The sequence below is a fragment of the Microbacterium hydrocarbonoxydans genome, assembly GCF_900105205.1.
In the GTDB taxonomy this organism is placed as follows: Bacteria; Actinomycetota; Actinomycetes; order Actinomycetales; family Microbacteriaceae; genus Microbacterium; species Microbacterium hydrocarbonoxydans.
On sequence record NZ_FNSQ01000005.1, the window covers coordinates 1549224 to 1573680 of the forward strand.

The following is a 24457-nucleotide window of genomic DNA, read 5'->3' on the forward strand; positions in this document are numbered from 1 at the left end:
TAGACTCGAAGGCATGGCATCCGACTCCTTCGTCCACCTGCACGTGCACAGTGAGTACTCGATGCTCGACGGGGCGGCGAAGATCGCGGCGATGACCCAGGCGGCCGCTGACTACGACATGCCGGCCATCGCCGTCACCGATCACGGCAACACCTTCGCGGCGTTCGAGTTCTACAAGGCGGCGAACGCCGCCGGCGTCAAGCCGATCATCGGCCTCGAGGCCTACGTCACCCCCGGCACCCACCGCAGCGACAAGTCGCGCGTGCAGTGGGGCTCACCGGATCAGAAGAGCGACGACGTCTCCGGCTCCGGTGCGTACACCCACATGACGATGTGGAGCGAGAGCACGCAGGGGATGCACAACCTGTTCCGGCTCAGTTCGCTGTCGAGCATGGAGGGCTACTACTTCAAGCCGCGTATGGACCGCGAGCTCCTGCAGACCTACGGCAAGGGGCTGATCGCGACGACCGGATGCCCCTCCGGTGAGATCCAGACCCGACTGCGCCTCGGCCAGTACGACGCCGCGCGTGCGGCGGCGGCGGAGTTCCAGGACCTGTTCGGCAAAGAGAACTACTTCGCCGAGATCATGGACCACGGCCTCTCGATCGAGCGGCGCGTGATGACCGACCTCATCCGGCTGGCCAAGGACCTGAAGATCCCGCTGGTCGGCACGAACGACTCGCACTACACGCACCAGCACGAGGCCGACGCGCACGAGGCGCTGCTGTGCGTGCAGTCCGGCTCGACGCTCGACGACCCCAACCGCTTCAAGTTCGACGGCGACGGCTACTACATCAAGACCGCCGCCGAGATGCGCCAGCTGTTCCGCGATCACCCCGAGGCCTGCGACAACACGCTGCTGATCGCCGAGCGGTGCGAGGTCGAGTTCAACACCGCAGCGAACTACATGCCGCGCTTCCCCGTGCCGGACGGCGAGACCGAAGACAGCTGGCTCATCAAAGAGGTCGAGGCGGGCCTGCACTACCGCTACCCGAGCGGCATCCCCGACAAGGTGCGCAAGCAGGCCGAGTACGAGACCGGCATCATCCTGCAGATGGGCTTCCCCGGCTACTTCCTCGTCGTCGCCGACTTCATCAACTGGGCGAAGGACAACGGCATCCGGGTGGGACCCGGTCGAGGCTCCGGTGCAGGATCGATGGTCGCCTACGCCATGCGGATCACCGACCTCGACCCCCTCGAGCACGGCCTGATCTTCGAGCGCTTCCTCAACCCCGACCGTGTCTCGATGCCCGACTTCGACGTCGACTTCGATGACCGTCGTCGTGGCGAGGTCATCGACTACGTGACCAGGAAGTACGGCTCCGAGCGCGTCGCACAGATCGTCACCTACGGCACGATCAAGTCGAAGCAGGCACTCAAGGACGCCGGCCGCGTGCTGGGCTTCCCGTTCAGCATGGGGGAGCGCCTGACCAAGGCGATGCCGCCGCCCGTGATGGGCAAGGACATGCCTCTGGACGGCATGTTCGACTCGGCGCACCCGCGGTACAAGGAGGCGAGCGAGTTCCGTGCCCTCATCGAGACCGACCCCGAGGCGAAGACGGTCTTCGATCGCGCGCTCGGACTCGAGGGTCTGAAGCGGCAGTGGGGCGTGCACGCCGCCGGCGTCATCATGTCGTCCGAGCCGCTGCTCGACATCATCCCGATCATGCGCCGCGAGCAGGACGGGCAGATCGTCACGCAGTTCGACTACCCGTCGTGCGAGTCGCTCGGACTGATCAAGATGGACTTCCTCGGGCTCCGCAACCTGACGATCATCTCCGATGCGCTCGACAACATCCGCACCAACCGCGGCGAGGAGCTCGACCTCGAGCATCTCGCCCTCGACGACCGCGGCGCCTACGAGCTGCTCGGGCGTGGAGAATCGCTCGGCGTCTTCCAGCTCGACGGTGGGCCGATGCGCGCGCTCATGCGCCTCATGCGCCCCGACAACTTCGGTGACATCTCGGCTCTCATCGCGCTGTACCGCCCTGGTCCCATGGGCGCGAACTCGCACACCAACTACGCGCTGCGCAAGAACGGCCAGCAGCCGATCACGCCGATCCACCCGGAGTTCACGGAGTCGCTCGCCGACATCCTCGACGAGTCCTACGGCCTGATCATCTACCAGGAGCAGGTGATGGCCATCGCGCAGCGGGTGGCCGGGTTCTCGCTCGGCCAGGCCGACATCCTCCGCCGAGCGATGGGCAAGAAGAAGAAGTCCGAGCTCGACAAGCAGTTCGAGGGCTTCCAGGCCGGGATGCACGCGAACGGATACTCCGACGGCGCCGTCAACGCGATCTGGGAGATCCTGCTCCCGTTCTCGGACTACGCCTTCAACAAAGCGCACTCCGCCGCCTACGGGGTGGTCTCGTACTGGACCGCGTACCTCAAGGCGCACTATCCCGCCGAGTACATGGCGGCGCTGCTCACCAGCGTCGGCGACTCGAAGGACAAGATGGCGCTGTACCTCAACGAGTGCCGGCGGATGGGGATCAAGGTGCTCCCGCCGGACGTGTCGGAGTCGATCAACTACTTCGCCGCCGTCGGCGACGACATCCGCTTCGGTCTCGGCGCTGTCCGCAACGTCGGCAGCAACGTCGTCGAGGGCATCGTGCAGGCGCGCAAGGACGAGCGGTTCACCTCGTTCCACCACTTCCTCGACAAGGTGCCGCTGCACGTCGCGAACAAGCGCACCGTCGAGTCGCTGATCAAGGCGGGCGCCTTCGACTCCATGGGCGATTCGCGTCGCGCGCTGCTGGAGGTCCACGAGGATGCCGTCGAGGCGGCCGTCGACCGCAAGCGCAACGAGGCCCAGGGGGCCATCGGGTTCGACTTCGACAGCCTGTACGACGGGATGGAGGAGGCCGCCCCGGCGAAGGTCCCGCCGCGCCCGGAGTGGATCAAGAAGGACAAGCTCGCCTTCGAGCGGGAGATGCTCGGGCTCTACGTCTCCGACCACCCGCTCGCAGGACTCGAGGTGCCGCTTGCGAAGCACGCGTCGATCTCGATCCATGACCTCATCAACTCCGACGACATGCAGGACGGAGACCAGGTCACCGTCGCCGGCCTCGTCACCAGCGTCCAGCACCGTGTCGCGAAGGCCAGCGGCAACCCCTACGGCATGATCACCGTCGAGGACTTCAACGGCGAGGTGACGGTCATGTTCATGGGCAAGACCTACACCGAGTTCCAGCACATCCTGCAGCAGGATTCGATCCTGGCCGTGCGGGGCCGGGTGTCCAAGCGCGATGACGGCATGAACCTGCACGCCCAGTCGGCGTTCGCACCCGACGTCGGCTCCTTCGACGCGGCGGGGCCGCTGGCTCTCGTGCTCGCGGAGCAGCGCGCCACCGAGCGGGTCATGAACGAGCTGGCAGACGTGCTGCGTCGGCACAGCGGAGACACCGAGGTGATCCTGCGGGTGCACCGTGGTGGCACGGCCAAGGTGTTCGACGTGCCGATGCCGGTGAAGGTCTCGGCTGACCTGTTCGGCGACCTCAAGTCGCTCCTCGGACCGACCTGTCTCGGCTGATCGGCGCGGTCACCCGTGACCTCCGATGACGACCTCCCTGGCGCACCGGGTAGGATCAGGACGCGTTGGGTGCAGGGCGTCCGAGCCTTCGCACCGTGACGAAAGGACCTCCCCATGAGCACGGAATCCCCCTTCCCGAGCACTGACGGCCCCGATGCAGAAGATGCTGCCGCGGCATCCGATCCGACCGTCGACGAGGACTTCTCCGACGAGGACGGCGTCCTGTACGACGACGAGGTGACGCCGGAGTTCGGCATCCTCGGCTTCACCCTGCGAGAGCTGCTCATCGTGGGCGTGTGGGCGATCGCCTTCATCGCCTCCTTCTTCCCGTATGCCGGGGGAACCCCCGTCTGGGGCACCGGCCTGCACTGGATCCTCCCGATCGGAGTCCCGACCGTCGCCGTGTTCCTGCTGGTCCTGCGGCGGTTCTCGCCCGACGGGATCCGCCGGGTCGGCTCGCTCGGCATCGATCAGTTCGCATCCGTCGCCTTCTCCGTCGCTGCTGTGTTCTGGCTCGCGGCGCTGTGGGATGCGGTCGCCTTCGCGATCGGGTTCGGCACGTTCGGGCTGTACTGGAACGGCGTGGTGCAGCTGATCGCGATGCTCGCGCTCGTGGTCCTCACCGTCTTCGCCCCGCTCGTGCCCGGCCTGAAAGAGGACTTCCACGGTCGACTGGTCACGCTCGCGCACCGCAACGCGAACCCGGTCCGCCCGGTGATCGCTCGCCCGCGTCCTGAGCCGACGGCAGCTGCGGAACCGGCGCCTGCGGCTTCCGCCGCTGAACAGGACCCGGCAGTCGAGCAGCCCGATGCGCCCTACGAGGCGCCCGCGGCGGCACCCGGCGAGGGCGACACCACCGCGTACGGCGCAGCGTACGGCGCGCCCGCCGGCGTGTACACCGCGCCCGCTGCGGGACTCGACATCGAGCTGTCGGGAGAGCATGCGACCGATGAGGTCGCTCGACTCGACCTGGCCGAGCAGGTGCCGCTGTCCTCGCACGCCTCGGGTGGCGGCACAGGAACGGACGAGGTCACCTCGGACGAGGAGTACACCCCGACCTACTCGCGCCGGTCGTGGGGCCAGGAGCCCGAGATCGTGTCGGACACCGGCAGCATCGAATCGCTGATGGGCGCGCGCGCACAGGACGTCGCCTCACCGGAGACGACGGCTTTCCCCGCGATCGACGATGACCTCGACGCCACGAATCCCCGGGAGCAGGCGCCGACCCCGCAGCCGTTCTGGATCCTCGCGCCCACCGAGCGCGATGTCCACGACGAGCGCGGCGAGGCGATCTTCCGGATCGGGCCGAACGCCTGGGCGCTCGTGATCGAGGATCGCGGCGGGGCGTACGTCGTCCGACACGACGACGGCCGGATCGGCTACCTGCACGACATCGCAGACATCACGAAGGGCTGATCGTGCGCACGATCGATCTGCGAGGGCGCACGCTCTCGCCGGCTGACATGCTGGCCGCCGTCCCCCGGGCCACCCAGGCGCGGGCGGAGGCTCTCGACACCGCGACGCGGATCGTCGAGGACGTCAGGGAGCGCGGAGAGGTGGCGTTGCGCGAGCAGGCGGAACGCTTCGACCACGTGGTCGACCACCGCATCCCTGTGCCGGCCGAGCACATCGCCGACGCGCTGGCCGCGCTCGAGCCCGAAGTGCGTGCTGCCCTCGACGAGGCGATCCGGCGCGTGCGCATCGCGTCGGCGGCCCAGGTGCCCGCGACGCAGGTCACCAGGATCGGCGAGGGAGCGACGATCACGCAGCGCTGGCAGCCCGTGCACCGCGTGGGGGTCTACATCCCCGGCGGTAAGGCTGTCTATCCCTCGAGCGTGATCATGAACGTGGTGCCCGCCCAGATCGCGGGGGTCGAGCAGATCGCCCTCGCCTCGCCGCCGCAGCACGACCAAGGCGGCCGCGTCCACCCGACGATCCTCGCCGCTGCAGCGCTGCTGGGCATCACCGAGGTGTATGCCATGGGCGGCGCCGGTGCCATCGGCGCCTTCGCCCATGGGGTCGCGGACATCGGACTCGACCCGGTCGATGTGCTGTCCGGCCCCGGCAACAACTACGTCGCGTCTGCGAAGCGCGCCGTAGCGGGCGTCGTCGGAACCGATTCCGAAGCGGGGGCGACGGAGATCCTCATCGTGGCCGATTCCGCGGCGGACCCGCGACTGGTCGCAGCCGACCTCATCAGCCAGGCAGAGCACGACGAACAGGCCTCAGCGGTCCTCGTCACCGATTCGCCCGAGCTGGCCGAGCGTGTCGCGGTCGACGTGGCGCGCCTGGCGGCGGCGACCCGGCACTCCGAGCGCGTGGCCGCAGCCCTCGACGGGCCGCAGTCGGCGATCGTGCTGGTCGACGACCGTGCGATGGCCACGGCGTTCAGCAACGCCTATGCCCCGGAGCACTTGGAGCTGCACCTGCAGGATGCCGAGGCGGCGGCGGCGACCTTCACGAGTGCGGGCGCGGTCTTCGTCGGCGATCACACCCCGGTGAGTCTGGGGGACTACATGGCCGGCAGCAACCACGTGCTGCCGACCGGCGGTCAGGCGCGATACGCACCGGGGCTCGGCGCGTACACCTTCCTGCGACCGCAGCAGGTGATCTCCTACGACCGGGCCGCCCTCGCCGAGGTGCGCTCCGGCGTGGTCGCTCTCGCGAACACCGAGGTGCTTCCGGCACACGGCGAGGCGATCGAGGCGCGTTTCACCGCGTAGGATCGGTCAGATGCACTGCCCCTTCTGCCGTCACTCGGACTCCCGGGTCATCGATTCCCGCACCAGCGACGACGGGCTGTCCATCCGCAGACGCCGTCAGTGCCCTGAGTGCGGCGGCCGCTTCACCACGACAGAGACGGCGAGCCTCAACGTCATCAAGCGCTCCGGCGTCATGGAGCCGTTCAGCCGCGAGAAGGTCATCTCGGGCGTGCGCAAGGCATGCCAGGGAAGGCCCGTGACCGAGGCGGACCTCGCCATCCTCGCCCAGCGGGTGGAGGAGGCGGTACGCCAGACCGGTGTCTCGCAGCTCGACACGAACGAGATCGGTCTCGCGATCCTCGGCCCGCTCCGCGACCTCGACGAGGTCGCCTTCCTCCGGTTCGCCAGTGTCTACCAGGCGTTCGAGTCGCTCGAGGACTTCGAGAGCGCGATCACCGACCTCCGGGCCGACCACGCGAAGGCCGCGTCCGCCGACCGGTAATCTGGCAGGGATGTATCCGCTGCTCTTCCGCGCTGTCCTGTCGCGCTTCGATCCCGAGTTCGCCCATCACGCCGGCATGGCGGTGATCCGTGTCCTCGGCGCGCCGCCCTTCTCCTGGGCCACCCGCCGGCTGACGGCTCCCGACCCGTCGCTTAGGGTCGAGGCGCTGGGTCTCACGTTCCCGTCTCCATTCGGCGTCGCCGCCGGGTTCGACAAGAACGCCGTCGGCGTGCGCGGTCTCGCCGCTCTCGGCTTCGGCCACGTCGAGGTGGGCACCGTCACCGCCGTGCCCCAGGAGGGCAACCCGCGACCGCGCCTGTTCCGTCTCATCGCCGATCGCGCCGTCATCAACCGGATGGGCTTCAACAACGAGGGGGCGGATGCTGTCGCCCGTCGCCTCGCGAGACTCCGCCGCGGTGCCCCCGACACGGTGATCGGAGTGAACATCGGAAAGAGCCGCGTCGTGGAGGTGGAGCAGGCCACCGCGGACTACGTCGCCTCGGCCACCCGCCTCGCGCCGCTGGCCGACTATCTCGCCGTCAACGTCTCGTCGCCCAACACCCCGGGCCTCCGCGGACTGCAGGCCGTCGAGACCCTCGCGCCGCTGCTCAGGGCCGTACGCGAGGCGGCCGGCTCCACGCCGCTGCTCGTCAAGATCGCCCCCGACCTCCCCGACGAGGAGATCACGGCGATCGCCGAGCTCGCCGTCCAGGAGGGCCTCGCGGGGATCATCGCGCACAACACGACGGTCAGTCGCGAGGGGCTCACGACGGATGCCGCGACGGTCGAGGCAGCCGGTGCCGGCGGCCTCTCCGGCGCGCCGCTGAAGGCGCGATCCCTGCAGGTCCTGCGACTCGTGCGCGCGGCCGTTCCCGCGGACTTCTGTGTGATCGCGGTCGGGGGAGTCGAGACTCCGGCCGACGTCCAGGAGCGTCTCGCCGCCGGTGCGAATCTGGTCCAGGGATACACCGCGTTCCTGTATCGCGGACCGTTCTGGGGGCGTGAGATCAACCGCGGCCTCATCGCAGGCTGACGCTGCCGTCCGGATGCAGTCGAGGCGTCTCCCGCACGTGTGCAGGAGACGCCTCGCTTCGTTCTGGGGTCGGCGGTCAGGCTGGGCGTTCGCCGCGCTTCACCTGGGGCTTGGGCAGGCGCATGAAGCGCATCTGCAGTGACCGCATCGCCGCGTACCATCCGAGACCGCGCTCCATGCGGTCCTTGCCGAACTTCTCGGCGACCTTGGCCTTGACGCGGATGCCGAGCAGCACCATGCCGCCGATCGCGAGTACGAGGTACGCCATCATCACGAGATAGGCCCAGCCGGCGACGGCGAACCCTCCGATCGCGAGGTTCGCCGGAAGCAGCGACACCAGGATCACGAGCACCATCACACCCATCACGAACTCGGCCGGGTGCCAGCCGGAGTCGACGTAGTCGCGGACCCAGCGACGCTGCGGGCCCTTGTCGCGGGCCGGGAGGTACTTCTCCTCGCCGGCGGCGAGACCGGCCTGCGCACGGTTGCGTCGTTCGTTCAGCTCGGCACGAGCGGCGGCCTTGGCCTCCTTGGTGTTCGCGACGAGGGGGCGCCGGCGCGCAGCCTCCTGCTCCGCCCTGGTCGGCGTCGCACGTCCCTTGCCGGACGCGGGCGTCTCTGGGGCATCGTCGTTCGTCGGAGGGGAGAGCGGGGTAGTGGCCACGAGGTTCCTCGGTTCGGTGAAGGCGGATCACCTTAAGATTACTCGCATGACATCTCCTGCCCAGCCCGGCGACCAGAAACCGTCCAGCGAACGCGAGCCCGCCGTCCTCGAAGCGGCGTCGACGGGTTTCCCCGCCGCGCTGAGCGACCTCGGGCGCCTCGTCCGCATCCCGGGCATGGCCTGGCCCGCGTTCGATCAGACCCAGCTGGAGCGCAGCTCGGAGGCCGTGGCCGCACTGGCCACCGACACGGGGGTCTTCGACGACGTGCGGATCCTCCGTGCGGCGATCCCTGGCACCGACGAGCACGGCCAGCCGGCGGTGCTCGCGACCCGCGCCGCGCGCAACGGCAGGCCGACGATCCTGCTCTATGCCCACCACGACGTGCAGCCTCCTGGCGATGACGCCCTGTGGGAGACGCCGCCGTTCGAGCCGACGGTCAGGGACGGGCGCCTGTACGGGCGCGGTGCCGCCGACGACAAGGCCGGCATCATGGCGCACATCGCCTCGATCCGCGCGGTGGCCGAAGTGCTCGGAGACGACCTCGACCTCGGCATCGCGATGTTCATCGAGGGCGAGGAGGAGTACGGCTCCCGTTCATTCGCGCAGTTCCTCTCCGACAACAAGGAGGCGCTGCGGGCCGACGCCATCGTCGTCGCGGACTCGGGCAACTGGGACTCCGTCACACCCGGCCTCACGGTCTCGCTGCGCGGCAACGCCCGTTTCACGGTGCGTGTGCGCACGCTGGATCACGCCTCCCACTCGGGCATGTTCGGGGGAGCGGTCCCCGACGCCATGCTGGCGACGGTGAAGATGCTCTCGACGCTCTGGGACGACGACGGGTCCGTGGCGGTCGAAGGGATGACCGCCCGCGACGCCGAGACCCCCGAATACTCCGAGGAGACGCTCCGAGACGAGGCGGGACTCCTGCCTGGCACCACGCCGATCGGCGATGGCACGATCCTCGGACGGATCTGGAACAAGCCGTCGGTGACGGTCATCGGCATCGACGCGACGAGCGTCGAAGCGGCCTCGAACACGCTCCTTCCGGAGGTCACCGTCGTCATCAGCGCACGAGTGGCCCCCGGGCAGACCGGGGAGGAGGCGTACGCGGCGCTTGAGGCGCATCTGCGGGCGCATGCGCCGTTCGGCGCCGAGCTGACGTTCTCCGATGTCGACCTCGGCAACGGCTTCCTCGTAGACACCAGCGGCTGGGCGGTCGCGCTGACGCGTGATGCCATGCGCGACGGCTACGGCGTCCCGCCCGTCGACCTCGGCGTGGGCGGATCGATCCCGTTCATCGCAGACCTCGTGCGCGAGTTCCCGGAGGCGCAGATCCTGGTCACGGGCGTCGAGGACCCGCACTCGCGGGCGCACAGCCCGAACGAATCCCTGCATCTGGACACGTTCCGCCACGCCGTCGCGACCGAGGCACTGCTGCTCTCGCGCATGAACGACATCCGCATCTGACCCCGATCGACCGGGTCGAGGGTAAAATCGAAGCACCAGCCGTGTGCGAGCACGGCCCGTCCCAAGGAGTGACATGAGCGACACCACACTGACTGCAGCAGACACCACTCAGGCGCACGGCGTGAAGCTGACCGACGCCGCGGCCACCAAGGTGAAGAACCTCCTCGAGCAGGAGGGCCGCGACGACCTTCGTCTGCGCGTCGCCGTCCAGCCCGGCGGATGCTCCGGCCTCATCTACCAGCTGTACTTCGACGAGCGTTTCCTCGAGGGCGACGAGACCGTCGACTTCGACGGCGTGGAGGTCATCGTCGACAACATGAGCGTGCCGTACCTCGACGGCGCGTCGATCGATTTCAAGGACACGATCTCGGAGCAGGGCTTCACGATCGACAACCCGAATGCCGCCGGCAGCTGCGCCTGCGGAGACAGCTTCCACTGACCAGGACCCCGCTGCCAACCTGCGTGGTTGGCATGAATCAGGTGTGAGGTTGCCCTAGACTTGGGTGTGCCCTGTCCGCAATCTGAAAGGTGCATCGTGCCCTCGAAACGCCGCCTTCGTTGGGCCGCTCTCCCCCTGGGAGTAGCGGCAGCCGTGGCCCTGGCGGGATGTACTGCCACTGAGCTGAACGGTTACCTCCCGGGCTTCGTGGAGGGTGAGCCTGCGGCCACCAACCAGACGGAGCGGGTCTCCTCCCTCTGGGTCAACTCCTGGATCGTCCTGCTCGCCGTCGGCGTGATCACCTGGGGTCTGATGGCCTGGGCTGCGATCGCGTACCGCCGTCGCAAGGGCCAGACCGGCCTGCCTGTGCAGATGCGCTACAACATGCCGATCGAGATCTTCTACACGGTCGTGCCGCTGATCCTCGTCCTGGGCATGTTCTTCTTCACGGCTCGCGACCAGAGCGAGATCGAGGCGAAGTGGGATGACCCCGACGTCGAGATCACGGCGATCGCCAAGCAGTGGGCGTGGGACTTCCAGTACGACGGCGAGGAGGAGGACAACTCCGACGCCGTGTGGACGATGGGCATTCAGGCCCAGCCCGACGCTGCGGGCAACATCGACCAGGCCGAGCTGCCGACGCTGGTGCTGCCGGTCGACAAGAAGGTCACGATCGACCTGCAGTCGCGCGACGTCATCCACTCCTTCTGGATCATCGACTTCCTCTACAAGAAGGACATGTACATCGGGAAGGACAACTCCTGGTCCTTCATCCCGACCCGTGTCGGCGAGTACGCCGGCAAGTGCGCCGAGCTCTGCGGCGAATATCACTCGATGATGCTGTTCAACGTCAAGGTCGTCGAGCAGGACGAGTACGACGCCTACCTCCAGTCGCTCGAGGAGGAAGGCAACACGGGAGACATCACGGACGCGTACGACCGTCTCGCGAACTACCCGGGCACGGACGCCCCCAACGACTCCGAGGAAGGAGAGGAGTAAGCCATGTCGACCACTGAAGCACCCCGCACCGACGAGGCCCCTCGCTCCCGTCCCACCACCCTGCCCGCCCGCCAGGCAGCTCTGATGAGCTCCTCGCGCGTCGAGCAGAAGGGCAACGTGGTCGTCAAGTGGATCACGTCCACCGACCACAAGACGATCGGGTACATGTACCTCATCGCCTCGGTGCTCTTCTTCCTGCTCGGTGGCGTGATGGCGCTCGTCATCCGCGCAGAGCTGTTCGCTCCCGGGATGCAGATCGTCCCGACGAAGGAGCAGTACAACCAGCTGTTCACGATGCACGGCACGATCATGCTGCTGATGTTCGCGACGCCGCTGTTCGCCGGATTCGCCAACGCGATCCTGCCGCTGCAGCTGGGTGCGCCTGACGTGGCGTTCCCGCGACTCAACGCCTTCGCGTTCTGGCTCTTCCTGTTCGGTTCGACGATCGCCGTCGCCGGCTTCCTCACCCCGCAGGGTGCGGCATCGTTCGGCTGGTTCGCGTATCAGCCGTTGGCCAGTGCCTCCTTCTCGCCGGGTGCGGGTGGAAACCTCTGGATGCTGGGCCTCGGCATCTCGGGCTTCGGCACGATCCTCGGCGCGGTGAACTTCATCACCACCGTGATCACCATGCGCGCACCGGGCATGACGATGTGGCGCATGCCGATCTTCTCCTGGAACACGCTCATCACGAGCCTTCTGATCCTGATGGCCTTCCCGGTCCTCGCCGCCGCGATCTTCGCCGCCGGTGCCGACCGTGTGCTGGGCGCACACATCTACGACCCGCAGAACGGCGGCGTCCTGCTCTGGCAGCACCTGTTCTGGTTCTTCGGGCACCCTGAGGTGTACATCATCGCGCTGCCGTTCTTCGGCATCGTCTCGGAGATCTTCCCGGTCTTCAGCCGCAAGCCGATCTTCGGATACAAGACCCTCGTCTACGCGACGATCGCGATCGCTGCGCTGTCCGTGGCGGTGTGGGCGCACCACATGTACGTCACCGGTTCCGTGCTGCTGCCGTTCTTCGCGCTGATGACCATGCTCATCGCCGTCCCGACAGGTGTGAAGATCTTCAACTGGATCGGCACGCTCTGGCGAGGATCCGTGACGTTCGAGACGCCCATGGTGTTCGCACTCGGCTTCCTCGTGTCGTTCGTCTTCGGTGGTCTGACCGGTGTCATCCTCGCGGCCCCGCCGCTGGACTTCCACCTCAGCGACTCGTACTTCGTCGTGGCGCACTTCCACTACGTCGTGTTCGGCACCGTGGTGTTCGCGATGTTCGCGGGCTTCTACTTCTGGTGGCCGAAGTGGACGGGTCGCATGCTCAACGAGCGTCTCGGCTACGTGCACTTCTGGATGCTGTTCATCGGCTTCCACATGACGTTCCTCATCCAGCACTGGCTGGGTGTCGACGGAATGGTGCGACGCTATGCGGACTACTCCGCCGCCGACGGCTGGACCTGGGGCAACCAGGTGTCGACGATCGGTGCGGTCATCCTCGGAGCATCCATGCTGCCGTTCTTCCTCAACGTGTGGATCACGGCACGCAAGGCGCCCAAGGTCACGGTCAACGACCCGTGGGGCTACGGGGCGTCGCTCGAGTGGGCGACCTCGTGCCCGCCGCCGCGACACAACTTCACCTCGATCCCGCGGATCCGCAGCGAGCGTCCCGCGTTCGATCTGAACCACCCCGAGGCAGCCGAGTTCACGCCCGCTGCTCCCGGCGAGCGAGAGGGCCACTGAGCCATGCGCGACAATGTCATTCTCTGGTGGGTCCTGACCGCGTTCTTCGCCCTCGTCGGCGTCGTGTACACGGGCTGGCACATCCTGGCCACGCCGTCGGACAATTTCGCAGAGCGGATCGAATGGGTCGGCACGGTCGCCCTGTTCTTCGCAGCCTTCATGGGTGCCATGATCGCGTTCTACCTCGATCGCACGCACAAGGCGCAGAACGGCGAGCTGCCTGAGGACATCCTCACGAGTGACATCGATGACGGCGACCCCGAACTGGGAGAGTTCAGCCCGTGGTCGTGGTGGCCGATCGTCCTCGCCGGCTCCGCCGGAATCTTCGTCGTGGGTCTGGCCGTCGGCCAATTCCTGCTCCCGATCGGCCTGTCGATCTTCGTCGTCGCGATCATCGGCTGGGTGTACGAGTACTACCGCGGCAACTTCGCCCGCTGATCTGACGCAGAAAGCCCCTGGGATCTTCCTCCCAGGGGCTTTCTGCATCTCTGTTGGCTAAGGGCGGGTACGGACGCGGGCGGTGCCGGTGAGCGGGTCCACGGGGCGTCGGTGCACGCCGTCGGCGTCCTCCACCGGGTAGCCTTCGCGGACCCAGTACTCGAAGCCACCGATCATCTCGCGCACGTCATAGCCGAGCGTGGCGAACTCCCGTGCGCCCTTCGCCCCGGCGTTGCATCCGGGGCTCCAGCAGTACACGACCACGGAGGCGTCCGAGGGGACCTCCTCGGGCGCGCGACGGGCGATCTCGCTGTAGTGCATGTGCACCGCGCCGGCGACGCGGCCCTGCGCCCACGCCTCGTCCGAGCGCACATCGATCACGACGATGTCCTCCCCGGCCTTCAGAGCGGCATGGACGTCGCTGGCGTCGGTCTCGTAGGCGAGCTTGGCTGCGTAGTAGTCGGCACGGTCGATCATGCTCTCAGCATAGAAGCGCACTCGTGGTGGCGCCCTCGCGATACGGACGCAGACGCACGGGAATCCGCCATCGTGGCAGAGCTCGTCAGAGGAGTGCCGTCATCTGCACGCGGCGGCCGTAGTGGTCGAGGCCCAGGGATGCCTCGGTCTCGACCAGGCCGCGTTGGAACGGCGTCTCCGGGATGCTCTCCAGGAACCCGCAGGAGGCGTAGAACGGGGCATTCCAGGGGATCTCCGCGTACGTGCGGAGGGTGACACGAGAGTAGCCGCGTTCGCGTGCCTCGTCGAGGGCTGCAGTGACCAGCTGGCGACCGTACCCCTGGCGACCGGCTGACGGCACCACAGACAGCTGCTCGAGGTGTGCGTGTCCGTCCGCATCCAGGACGTGGACGAAACCGACGGGGGAGGGATCGGCGGTGTCGTCCTCGAGCAGCAGGACGAACCCTGGCTCGCTGAGGCGGGCGAGTCCGTCTTCGGCGCGCGGCCAGTCGGAAGCGCCGAGACCTGCGATCAGGAGAGCATCCGCTTCGGCCTCGATGGCCCCGATGATCTCGGCGTCCTCGATGGTGGCGGGACGGATCGATGCACTCATCGCGACTCCTCGGCGACCGCGGCGATCGCTTCGACCTCGACCAGCTGGTTGTCATACCCCAGCACGGTGACGCCCATGAGGGTGCTCGGTACGTCGTGCTCTGCGAACGCCTCGTGAATGACATCCCATGCCGTGACCAGTTCAGCCTGAGACGACGACGCCACGAGAACGCGCGTGCTGATGACGTCGGCGAGTGTGGCGCCACTGGCGCGCAGCGCGATCTCGAGGGTCTCGAGGCATCGTGACGCTTGCGCGGCGTAGTCGCCGGGGGCGGTCGTGGTGCCGTCGTCCTCGAGCGGGCAGGCTCCGGCGAGGAAGATGAGTCGGGAGCCTGCCGGAGCAGTAGCCGCGTAGGCATAGGGGGCGGCTGCGAGATCGGGGGAGCGGATGAGGGAGACTGCTGAGCTCATGCCTCGATCCTTCCATGTGCGCTTGAGAGCCTCCCGGACACGCAGAAGGCCCTGTCCGCACGGACAGGGCCTTCTGCGTGGGAGCGGCGCGCTTACTCGCCGTCGTCCGACTTCTTCTTGCGAGGCTTCTTCACCGGCTCGGTCGCGATGACCGTGCTGGGGGTGTTCGGCGTCTCGTCGACGTGGGTCTCGCTGACCGTGAGCGGAGCGTCAGGGAAGCCGGCGCGCTCGTGGGCGCCCTGGATCTCTGCGGCTTCGGTCTCGTCGTTCTGAGCCGTGACGTGGTGCTGGTGCGCATCCGCCGCCTCGATCTCCGTCTGCGTGAGCGGAGCGAGCCTGTCTTCGTAGAACCACCGCGAGATGGAGGAGCGCAGGTTCTCGGTCCACGAGATGCGACCCTTCGCATTCGGGCGGACCACGAGGGGCTCGTAGTTGTCGACGTCGATGAGCTTCCAGCGGTCGTACTTGTCGACCGGCTGGTGCACCTCGATGAACTCGCCACCGGGGAGCCGGACGATGCGACCGGACTCGAAACCGTGCAGCACGATCTCGCGATCCTTCTTCTGCAGCGCGATGGCGATGCGCTTGGCGACGAAGTAGCCGAGCACGGGGCCGATGATGAGCAGCGCCTGGAGACTGTGGATCACACCCTCCATCGTGAGCATGAAGTGTGTCGCGATGAGGTCGGACGATGCTGCGGCCCACAGAACCGCGTAGAAGATGACTCCGGCGACGCCGATGGCGGTGCGGGTCGCTGCGTTGCGGGGACGCTGGGCGATGTGGTGCTCGCGCTTGTCGCCCGTGATCCACGCCTCGATGAAGGGGTAGATCGCGACGAGCACGATGAACAGGCCCAGCACGACGAGCGGAAGCAGGATGCCGAACGACCAGGTGCGGTCGAGGAACACGATGTCGAGGTTCGACGGAGCCAGACGCAGCGCACCGTCGGCGAATCCGATGTACCAGTCGGGCTGAGTACCGGCGGAGACGGGGGACGGGTCGTAGGGACCGTAGTTCCAGATCGGGTTGATCTGGAAGAACGTCGCGATCAGCACGATCACGCCGAACACGATGAACAGGTAGCCGCCCATCTTCGACATGTACACGGGCATCATCGGGTAGCCCACGACGTTGTCGTTCGTGCGGCCGGGGCCGGCGAACTGCGTGTGCTTGTTGACGATCATGAGCATCAGGTGCACGACGATGAGGCCGATGACCAGCAGCGGAAGCAGCAGGATGTGCAGGGTGTAGAGGCGACCGACGATCGCTGTGCCGGGGAACTCGCCGCCGAACAGCAGGAAGGAGGTCCACGTTCCGATCAGGGGGATTCCCTTGATCATGCCGTCGATGATGCGCAGGCCGTTGCCCGACAGGAGGTCGTCGGGAAGCGAGTAGCCGGTGAAGCCCTCGGCCATCGCGAGGATGAACAGCACGAAGCCGATCACCCAGTTCAGCTCACGCGGCTTGCGGAAGGCGCCGGTGAAGAAGACGCGCAGCATGTGCACGCCGATGCCGGCGATGAAGACCAGCGCGGCCCAGTGGTGGATCTGGCGGACCAGGAGCCCGCCACGGAGGTCGAACGAGATGTTCAGCGACGACTCGAGGGCGGCCGACATCTCGATGCCACGCATCGGAGCGTAGGCGCCGGTGTAGTGGGTCTCGACCATGGAGGCCTCGAAGAAGAACGTCAGGAAGGTTCCGGAGAGGAACACGACCACGAAGCTCCACAGTGCGATCTCACCCAGCATGAACGACCAGTGGTCGGGGAAGATCTTGCGACCGAGCTCCTTGATGAAGCCGGAGATGCTGGTGCGCTCATCGATGTAGTTCGACGCGGCGCCGACGAAGCGGCCGCCGAGAGGCGCCTTGTTGTCCTTGTCCTCTTTGGACAGCGTTGCGGTGCTCAATGGCGCTCCCAGAAGCTCGGGCCGACGGGCTCGGTGAAGTCACTGCGTGCGATGAGGTAGCCCTCGTCGTCGACGGTGATGGGCAGCTGAGGCAGCGGTCGCGCGGCCGGGCCGAAGATGACCTTGGCGTGATCCGTCACATCGAACTGCGACTGGTGGCAGGGGCAGAGGAGGTGGTGCGTCTGCTGCTCGTACAGCGCCACGGGGCAGCCGACGTGGGTGCAGACCTTCGAGTACGCGACGATGCCGTCGTACGACCAGTCCTTGCGGTCCTCGGCCTCGACGAGCTGCTCGGGACGCAGGCGCATCATCAGGACGATGGCCTTGGCCTTCTCCTCGAGGTAGCCGTCGTGGTGGCTGAGCTCAGCGAGCTCTTCCGGGATGACGTGGAACGCCGAGCCGAGGGTGACATCCGCGGCGCGGATCGGCGTGCCGTCCGGGTCGCGGACGAGGCGAGCGCCCTTCTCCCACATCGTGTGCTTGAGGAGCACGACGGGGTCGCCCGCAGTGGGGTCATCCGGCGTGCTGTGCGGTGCGAGCCCGCGGAACAGCGTGACGCCGGGGATGATCGATGCCACGATCGCTGCGAACAGCGAGTTGCGGATCATCGTGCGCCGTCCGAAGCCGGACTCCTCGTTGGCGGTGGCGAACGACTCGATGACGGCCTCGCGGGTCGAGTCCTTGCCCCGGGTGGGGTGGCGGTGCTCGATGTGCTCCTTGTCGCTCATCAGCGCCTTGGACCAATGGATCGCGCCGATGCCGATGGCGAGCAGCGCGAGCGAGATGCCCAGACCGATGAAGAGGTTGTTCTGTCGGATGTCGATGAGCGCGCCGCTCTCGATGGGGAACAGCATGTAGGCGGCGACCGCCCAGATGCTTCCTGCCAGCGAGAGGTAGAACAGGGTGTAGACCGTGCGCTCCGCAGCCTTCTCAGCGCGCGGGTCCTTGTCGGTCATCCGCGCGCGGTGCGGCGGCAGCCCCGGGTTCTGCACGGGATCGCTGACTGCGACACCCAGCCCCGGAGAGGGCTGGTAGGCCCTGTCAAGAGCCTGCGAGTCGTCGTCGTGTGCCATGGTGCTCCTCGTACGTTCCTCTTCGATGAATAAGCGTCAGTTGGACTTCGCCGTGATCCACACGGTGATCGCGACGAGCGCGCCGATTCCGAAGATCCAGGCGAACAGGCCCTCGGAGACCGGACCGAGCGAACCGAGCGAGAATCCGCCGACCTGCACGGACTGCTGCTGGAACAGCAGCGCCGAGATGATGTCGCGCTTGTCCTCGTCCGACAGGTTCATGTCGCCGAAGACGGGCATGTTCTGGGGGCCGGTGACCATGGCCGCGTAGATGTGCAGCGCACTCGTCTCCGTGATGGCCGGGGCGTACTTGCCCTCCGTGAGCGCTCCACCGGCGGCGGCCACGTTGTGGCACATCGCGCAGTTCACGCGGAAGAGCTCGGCGCCATGCGCCACGTCGCCTTCGCCGTCGAGGGTCTTCTCGTCGGGGAAGGTCGGGCCGGGGGCCTCGGACTGCACATAGGACGCCATCGCGAGGATCTGCTCCTCGGTGAACTGCGGCTCCTTCTGGGGAGCCTGCGGTCCCTGCATCTGCAGCGGCATGCGGCCGGTCGAGACCTGGAACTCCACCGCGAGCTCGCCCACGCCGTAGAGGCTGGGGCCGTTGGGGGTGCCCTGCAGGTCGAGGCCGTGGCAGGTGGCGCAGTTGGCCGTGAACAGCTTCTCGCCGTCCTCGACCGTGAGCGTGCTGGCCGCCGTGGTCTCGGTGTCGCTCGCAGCGAAGGCTGCGGACGTTCCGGCGTACACGGCGCCGGTGATCATGAGGCCTGCTCCGATGAGGGCCGCCGCAGCCAGGGGACTGCGACGCCCGTTCGAACGGCGCTTCTTCTCTCGTGCCATCTCGGGGATCAGCTCCGCTCTTATTTCAGGAAGTAGATAACGACGAACAGCACGATCCAGACGACGTCGACGAAGTGCCAGTAGTAGGACACCACGATCGAGGAGGTCGCCTCCTTGTGCCGGAAATTCTTGACGGCGTATGCGCGGCCGATGACGAGCAGGAACGCGATGAGACCGCCGGTGACGTGCAGGGCGTGGAAGCCGGTCGTCAGGTAGAACGCGGAAGCGTAGGAGTCGGCGCTGATGGGCATGCCCTCTGCGACGAGCTGCGCGTACTCCCAGACCTGGCCGGACACGAAGATCGCGCCGAGTGCGAAGGTGAGGAAGAACCACTCGACCATGCCCCAGCCGAACAGGCGACGGCGACCCGCGCCGTTCTTCTGCCCCTTGGCGATCCGGTACGGCTGCAGGTCCTCCGCTGCGAAGACACCCATCTGGCAGGTGAACGAGGAGAGGACGAGGATCGCGGTGTTCACGAACGCGAACGGGACGTTCAGCAGCTCGGTCCGGGCCTCCCAGAGGTCGGGGGAGGTGCTGCGGAGCGTGAAGTAGATCGCGAAGAGTCCCGCGAAGAACATCACCTCACTGCCGAGCCACACAATGGTGCCGACAGCTACCGGATTGGGGCGCTTGATCGTTCTTGCCGCCGGGGCATACGTCGCTGAGGTCGTCACTCTTCCATTATGGCCGATCCTGGGGCGTGATTCTCGCACCCGGAGGCCTCGAATCGCCGTCGAAGCACTTAGGCGACCCTAAGAAAACGCTGCGAATCATCGGTGAATCCGCGGGAAACGGGGGATGCCGTCCTGCAGGACAGAGGTGCCGAGGAGTCTGCACGTTTTCCCTGCGCCGATAGGATCGCACACATGGCTGATTCCCTGACCTGGTCCGATCTGCTCACCACTCTTCTGGAGCGTCGTGACCTCAGCGTCTGGGAGTCGACGTGGGCGATGCGTCAGATCATGCGCGGTGACGTCTCGGAGGCCCAGCTCGCCGGGTTCCTCGTCGCGCTGCGGGCCAAGGGCGAGACGATCGACGAGATCGTCGGCTTCCGCGACGCGATCCTCGAGGCGGCCGTCCCGCTGCCGGTCTCGCCGAACGTCCTCGACATCGTCGGCACGGGTGGCGACCGGGTCGGCACGGTGAACGTCTCCACCACGGCCGCTGTCATCATCGGCGCGACCGGGGTCCCGGTCGTCAAGCACGGCAACCGAGCGGCGAGCTCGGCATCCGGCTCCTCCGACGTGCTGAGCGCGCTGGGGCTCGAGCTGACCCTCGACCCGGCGGCGGTGTCGACGATCCTCGACCGCACCGGCATCACCTTCGCCTGGGCGGGGGCTTTCCACCCCGGCTTCAAGCACGCAGGAGCCGTGCGCTCCCAGCTCGGGGTGCCGACCGTCTTCAACATGCTCGGCCCGCTCTGCAACCCTGCGCGCGCGGAGGCGAACGCCGTCGGCGTCGCCCAGCTCGAACGCGTGCCCCTGATCACCGGGGTGTTCCGTACCCGCGGTGCGACGGCTCTCGTCTTCCGCGGCGACGACGGGCTCGACGAGCTGACCACCACCGGTCACAGCCGGATCTGGGAGGTCACCCGCGGTGACATCCACGAGCACGACCTGGATCCGCGCGACCTCGACATCCCGATCGCCGACCTCGCCGACCTCCTCGGCGGCACCCCGGAGCACAACGCGGACGTGCTGCGACGCACGCTCGCGGGGGAGACGGGAGCCGTGCGTGACATCGTGCTGCTCAATGCCGCAGCCGGCATCGTCGCCTTCGAGCTCTCGCAGGATGCCACCCAGGTGCAGCGCCCCATCCTCGAGCGCCTGCGCGCCGGGTACGACCGCGCAGCGGCCGCCGTCGACGACGGTCGCGCCGCCGCCAAGCTCGACGAGTGGATCGGCGTGAGCCGAGAGCTCGCCTCTGCATAGGAGATGTGATGGACCCGATCGCCGCGCTGCTCGAGATCGCCTCCCTCCTCGAGCGCGAGCGCGCCTCGCGGTATCGGGCGAAGGCGTTCCGCCAGGCGGCGGCGACGCTCCAGCAGCTTCCTGACGACGTCCGGAGCGACCCCACGCGGCTGCGTGCAGCCAAGGGCATCGGCGAGTCGACCTTCGCGGTGATCCGGCAGGCGCAGGCGGGAGAGGTGCCCGAGTACCTGATCGAGCTCCGCGGCGACGTGGAGCCGGAGCGGGTGTCGGAGCTCCGCGCCAAGCTCCGCGGCGATCTGCATGCCCATACGGACTGGTCGGACGGCACCACCCCGATCGCGGTGATGGCCCAGGCCGCCCGCGCCCTCGGGCATGAGTACCAGGCGATCACCGACCACTCGCCGCGCCTCCGTGTGGCTCGCGGGCTGTCGGCGGAGCGGCTGCGCGAGCAGATGCCGCTCGTCCGCGCCGAGTCGGGGGACGGCTTCACGCTCCTGGCCGGCATCGAGGTCGACATCCTCGAAGACGGCTCGCTCGACCAGGAGGACGCGCTGCTGGGCGAGCTGGACATCGTCGTGGCATCCGTCCATTCCAAACTGCGCATGGACTCACGGCCGATGACGGCGCGGATGCTCGCCGCGGTGTCGAACCCGCGGGTCAATGTGCTCGGACACTGCACCGGGCGCCTGGTGCAGGGGAACCGCGGCACGCGGCCGGAGTCGCAGTTCGATGCCGCGCGGGTGTTCGCGGCCTGTGCCGAGAACGGAGTGGCCGTCGAGATCAACTCGCGTCCTGAGCGTCAGGATCCGCCGGACGAGCTGATCGCCATCGCGCTCGAGGCGGGATGCCTGTTCTCCATCGACTCCGATGCGCATGCGCCGGGCCAGCTGTCGCTCCTGGACCACGGCGCGGAGCGTGCCGAACGGGCGGGAGTCCCCGCTGCGCGGATCATCACCACCTGGGGCCTCGAGCGCCTGCGCGCCTGGGCGAGCTGATTCAGGCGTCGATCGTGGCGATCGCGGCGATCGCCCTCGTCATCGAACCTCCCAGATTCCACTTCTCCGCCAGCGCGGTGGCAGCATCCACCTCGCCCGGGTCGAGCGGGCGGAGAGCATCGCTCGGCGCGACGATGTCGAGATCGGTCGCCACCGCGACGACGGTGGGGGCGACCTCGAGGTAGGGGGCCGCGGCGAGCACCTTCGCGCGGACGCCGGCGCTCATACCCTCGCCCGCTTCGGCCGCCGCGCGGATCCCCTCGAGGTCGCCGTGCGCCTGCAGCAGCGTCGCCGCCGTCTTCTCGCCGACTCCCGCGACGCCGGGGAGTCCGTCGGACGCATCGCCTCGCATGGTGGCGAAGTCGGCATACTGTCCGGGGAGCACTCCGTACTTGGCGACCACGACGGCATCCGTCACGATCTCCAGGTTGCTCATGCCCTTGGCCGTGTAGATGACGCGGACGCCGCGCTCGTCGTCCACGAGCTGGAAAAGGTCGCGGTCGCCGGTGACGATGTCGACCGGCATGGTCGCGTGCGTCGCGAGCGTGCCGATGACATCGTCGGCCTCGTGCTCGGCGACGCCGATGATCGGGATGCCGAGGGCGGCGAGCGTCTGCCGGATGAGCGGGATCTGCGCCTCCAGCGGGTCGGGGACCTCCTCGACGTCCGGGCCTGCGGGAACGACCTCCACGACCCGGTGAGCCTTGTAGCTCGGGATCAGATCGACGCGCCACTGCGGGCGCCAGTCGTCATCCCAGCACGCGATCACGTGGGTCGGCTCGTACAGCGTGACGAGCTTGGCGATGATGTCGAGGAGCCCTCTCGCCGCGTTGATCGGGGAGCCGTCGGGAGCCGTGACCTTGTCAGGGACGCCGTAGAAGGCGCGGAAGTAGAGACTGGCGGTGTCGAGCAGGAGCAGCTTGTCGGCGCGGGGCATGGGACACAGTCTGTCAGCGCGATGCAGCGCGCGATATCGAGTCCGTCATTTCGGTTCCGGATCTGATAACCTTGACTGTCACTCGTGGCGTGCCTATGCATGCCCGGGCGACGAAACCCCATCAATCGCTGTAGAGCTCGTTATCGGCCGTGCGCGGCCGGAGCCCTCAGCCCGAGTCTCCATTCACAAGGACAACCCACTACATGACTACCGCAACGACCGCCCCGGCCACCAAGCAGGTCGCCATCAACGACATCGGATCTGCTGAGGACTTCCTGGCCGCGGTCGAGAAGACCCTGAAGTTCTTCAACGACGGCGACATCATCGAGGGCACGATCGTCAAGATCGACCGCGATGAGGTCCTCCTCGATGTCGGATACAAGACCGAGGGTGTCATCCCCTCGCGCGAGCTCTCGATCAAGCACGACGTCGACCCCAACGAGGTCGTCAAGGTCGGCGACGAGGTCGAGGCCCTGGTTCTCCAGAAGGAGGACAAGGAAGGCCGTCTGATCCTCTCCAAGAAGCGCGCACAGTACGAGCGTGCCTGGGGAGACGTCGAGAAGATCAAGGAGAACGACGGCGTCGTCACCGGTACGGTCATCGAGGTCGTCAAGGGTGGACTCATCGTCGACATCGGCCTCCGTGGCTTCCTGCCGGCCTCGCTCATCGAGCTCCGCCGCGTCCGCGACCTCACGCCGTACCTCGGCCAGGAGATCGAGGCCAAGATCCTCGAGCTCGACAAGAACCGCAACAACGTCGTGCTCAGCCGCCGCGCGCTGCTCGAGCAGACGCAGTCGGAGTCGCGCACCACGTTCCTGAACAACCTGCACAAGGGTCAGGTCCGCAAGGGTGTCGTTTCGTCGATCGTCAACTTCGGTGCGTTCGTCGACCTGGGCGGCGTGGACGGCCTCGTGCACGTCTCCGAGCTGTCCTGGAAGCACATCGAGCACGCCTCCGAGGTCGTCGAGGTTGGCCAGGAGGTCACCGTCGAGATCCTCGAGGTCGACCTCGACCGCGAGCGCGTCTCCCTGTCGCTGAAGGCGACGCAGGAGGACCCGTGGCAGGTCTTCGCCCGTACCCACGCGATCGGTCAGGTCACGCCGGGTAAGGTCACCAAGCTCGTTCCGTTCGGCGCGTTCGTCCGCGTCGCAGACGGCATCGAGGGCCTCGTCCACATCTCCGAGCTCTCCAGCAAGCACGTCGAGCTGGCCGAGCAGGTCGTCTCCGTCGGCGAAGAGGTGTTCGTCAAGGTCATCGACATCGACCTCGAGCGTCGCCGCATCTCGCTGTCGCTGAAGCAGGCCAACGAGTCGGTCGACCCCAACGGCACCGAGTTCGACCCGGCCCTGTACGGCATGGTCGCGGAGTACGACGAGAACGGCGAGTACAAGTACCCGGAGGGCTTCGACGCCGAGACCGGTGCGTGGAAGGAAGGCTTCGACGCCCAGCGCGAGGCATGGGAGCAGGAGTACGCTGCGGCCCAGGCTCGCTGGGAGGCGCACAAGGCTCAGGTCACCAAGGCAGCCGAGGCAGAAGCTGCCGCCGGCGACGACTTCGGCGGCCAGGTCTTCTCGAGCGAGGCCGCAGGCGCGGGCACGCTCGCTGACGACGAGGCACTCGCGGCTCTGCGCGAGAAGCTCTCGGGCGGCAACGCGTAAGCATCACGCTCTGAACGGGCCGTCATCCTTCGGGATGGCGGCCCGTTTCGCGTCTGCGGATGCCGGACAGGCCTGCGTGACCGAACATTACGTCCGTATTCGTCACATTTCACGACCCCCGCC

At 67.4% G+C, this 24457-nt stretch carries 22 protein-coding genes; 13 read left to right on the top strand and 9 right to left on the bottom strand.

What is annotated here, in order from left to right:
• Window positions 1-13 precede the first annotated feature (13 nt).
• From dnaE to BLW44_RS07825, 5 genes are all read left to right on the top strand, one after another.
• Entirely contained in the window at window positions 14-3532 is a 3519-nt protein-coding gene (gene dnaE, locus BLW44_RS07805) for a DNA polymerase III subunit alpha (RefSeq protein WP_060926501.1), read from the top strand.
• 114 nt (window positions 3533-3646) lie between these two features.
• Entirely contained in the window at window positions 3647-4948 is a 1302-nt protein-coding gene (locus tag BLW44_RS07810; protein WP_074731692.1) for a hypothetical protein, read from the top strand.
• A complete protein-coding gene (gene hisD / locus BLW44_RS07815) occupies window positions 4948-6255 on the top strand; it encodes a histidinol dehydrogenase (RefSeq protein WP_060926500.1) in 1308 nt (435 codons plus the stop codon). The genes BLW44_RS07810 and hisD overlap by 1 nt, the downstream gene beginning before the upstream one ends.
• 10 nt (window positions 6256-6265) lie before the next feature.
• Window positions 6266-6736, top strand: coding sequence for a transcriptional regulator NrdR (nrdR, locus tag BLW44_RS07820; protein ID WP_060926499.1), 471 nt, complete (start codon window positions 6266-6268; stop codon window positions 6734-6736).
• A gap of 10 nt (window positions 6737-6746) precedes the next feature.
• The gene (locus tag BLW44_RS07825) at window positions 6747-7769 is read left to right on the top strand and encodes a quinone-dependent dihydroorotate dehydrogenase (protein ID WP_060926498.1); all 1023 of its coding nucleotides are present in this window, start codon (window positions 6747-6749) and stop codon (window positions 7767-7769) included.
• 76 nt (window positions 7770-7845) lie between these two features.
• Here the strand turns inward: BLW44_RS07825 and BLW44_RS07830 are convergent, their stop codons facing one another.
• Window positions 7846-8433, bottom strand: coding sequence for a DUF3043 domain-containing protein (locus BLW44_RS07830; RefSeq protein WP_060926497.1), 588 nt, complete (start codon window positions 8431-8433; stop codon window positions 7846-7848).
• 46 nt (window positions 8434-8479) lie between these two features.
• Here BLW44_RS07830 and BLW44_RS07835 point away from each other — a divergent pair, with 46 nt between their 5' ends.
• From BLW44_RS07835 to BLW44_RS07855, 5 genes are all read left to right on the top strand, one after another.
• Entirely contained in the window at window positions 8480-9901 is a 1422-nt protein-coding gene (locus BLW44_RS07835) for a dipeptidase (RefSeq protein WP_060926496.1), read from the top strand.
• Window positions 9902-9974: 73 nt separating this feature from the next.
• A complete protein-coding gene (gene erpA, locus BLW44_RS07840; protein WP_060926495.1) occupies window positions 9975-10340 on the top strand; it encodes an iron-sulfur cluster insertion protein ErpA in 366 nt (121 codons plus the stop codon).
• A 96-nt stretch (window positions 10341-10436) separates the two neighbouring features.
• Window positions 10437-11339 (top strand): aa3-type cytochrome oxidase subunit II, encoded by a 903-nt coding sequence (gene ctaC, locus BLW44_RS07845; protein WP_060926494.1) that lies wholly within the window; start codon window positions 10437-10439, stop codon window positions 11337-11339.
• Window positions 11340-11342: 3 nt separating this feature from the next.
• Entirely contained in the window at window positions 11343-13076 is a 1734-nt protein-coding gene (ctaD, locus tag BLW44_RS07850) for an aa3-type cytochrome oxidase subunit I (protein WP_060926493.1), read from the top strand.
• A 3-nt stretch (window positions 13077-13079) separates the two neighbouring features.
• The gene (locus tag BLW44_RS07855; protein WP_060926492.1) at window positions 13080-13514 is read left to right on the top strand and encodes a cytochrome c oxidase subunit 4; all 435 of its coding nucleotides are present in this window, start codon (window positions 13080-13082) and stop codon (window positions 13512-13514) included.
• A gap of 57 nt (window positions 13515-13571) precedes the next feature.
• On the opposite strand, the gene BLW44_RS07860 is transcribed toward BLW44_RS07855, so the two are convergent.
• The 7 genes from BLW44_RS07860 to ctaE all read right to left on the bottom strand — a co-directional run bounded on the left by BLW44_RS07860 (window position 13572) and on the right by ctaE (window position 19487).
• Complete coding sequence (locus BLW44_RS07860) at window positions 13572-13991, bottom strand: rhodanese-like domain-containing protein (protein ID WP_060926491.1); 420 nt, start codon at window positions 13989-13991, stop codon at window positions 13572-13574.
• An 85-nt stretch (window positions 13992-14076) separates the two neighbouring features.
• A complete protein-coding gene (locus tag BLW44_RS07865; RefSeq protein ID WP_060926490.1) occupies window positions 14077-14583 on the bottom strand; it encodes a GNAT family N-acetyltransferase in 507 nt (168 codons plus the stop codon).
• Complete coding sequence (locus BLW44_RS07870; protein ID WP_060926489.1) at window positions 14580-14993, bottom strand: RidA family protein; 414 nt, start codon at window positions 14991-14993, stop codon at window positions 14580-14582. The genes BLW44_RS07865 and BLW44_RS07870 overlap by 4 nt, the downstream gene beginning before the upstream one ends.
• Before the next feature lie 92 nt (window positions 14994-15085).
• Window positions 15086-16900 (bottom strand): cytochrome bc1 complex cytochrome b subunit, encoded by a 1815-nt coding sequence (gene qcrB / locus BLW44_RS07875; RefSeq protein WP_060926488.1) that lies wholly within the window; start codon window positions 16898-16900, stop codon window positions 15086-15088.
• Window positions 16897-17973, bottom strand: a complete 1077-nt coding sequence (gene qcrA / locus BLW44_RS07880; protein ID WP_060926487.1) for a cytochrome bc1 complex Rieske iron-sulfur subunit — start codon at window positions 17971-17973, stop codon at window positions 16897-16899. The genes qcrB and qcrA overlap by 4 nt, the downstream gene beginning before the upstream one ends.
• A gap of 36 nt (window positions 17974-18009) precedes the next feature.
• Window positions 18010-18813, bottom strand: coding sequence for a cytochrome bc1 complex diheme cytochrome c subunit (gene qcrC, locus BLW44_RS07885; RefSeq protein WP_060926486.1), 804 nt, complete (start codon window positions 18811-18813; stop codon window positions 18010-18012).
• 20 nt (window positions 18814-18833) lie between these two features.
• Complete coding sequence (ctaE, locus tag BLW44_RS07890; protein WP_139305253.1) at window positions 18834-19487, bottom strand: aa3-type cytochrome oxidase subunit III; 654 nt, start codon at window positions 19485-19487, stop codon at window positions 18834-18836.
• Between the two features lie 192 nt (window positions 19488-19679).
• On the opposite strand from ctaE, the gene trpD reads away from it, so the two are divergent.
• Both trpD and BLW44_RS07900 read left to right on the top strand, forming a co-directional pair.
• Window positions 19680-20744: an anthranilate phosphoribosyltransferase gene (trpD, locus tag BLW44_RS07895; protein ID WP_060926485.1), complete on the top strand. Its 1065-nt coding sequence runs from the start codon at window positions 19680-19682 to the stop codon at window positions 20742-20744.
• An 8-nt stretch (window positions 20745-20752) separates the two neighbouring features.
• On the top strand, window positions 20753-21739 hold the full coding sequence (locus tag BLW44_RS07900; protein WP_060926484.1) for a PHP domain-containing protein: 987 nt from the start codon (window positions 20753-20755) through the stop codon (window positions 21737-21739).
• A gap of 1 nt (window position 21740) precedes the next feature.
• Here BLW44_RS07900 and BLW44_RS07905 read toward each other — a convergent pair whose 3' ends face one another.
• Complete coding sequence (locus BLW44_RS07905) at window positions 21741-22676, bottom strand: 5'-3' exonuclease (RefSeq protein ID WP_060926483.1); 936 nt, start codon at window positions 22674-22676, stop codon at window positions 21741-21743.
• Window positions 22677-22879: 203 nt separating this feature from the next.
• Between BLW44_RS07905 and rpsA the strand changes: the two genes are divergently transcribed.
• On the top strand, window positions 22880-24334 hold the full coding sequence (gene rpsA, locus BLW44_RS07910; protein ID WP_060926482.1) for a 30S ribosomal protein S1: 1455 nt from the start codon (window positions 22880-22882) through the stop codon (window positions 24332-24334).
• Window positions 24335-24457: the final 123 nt, after the last annotated feature.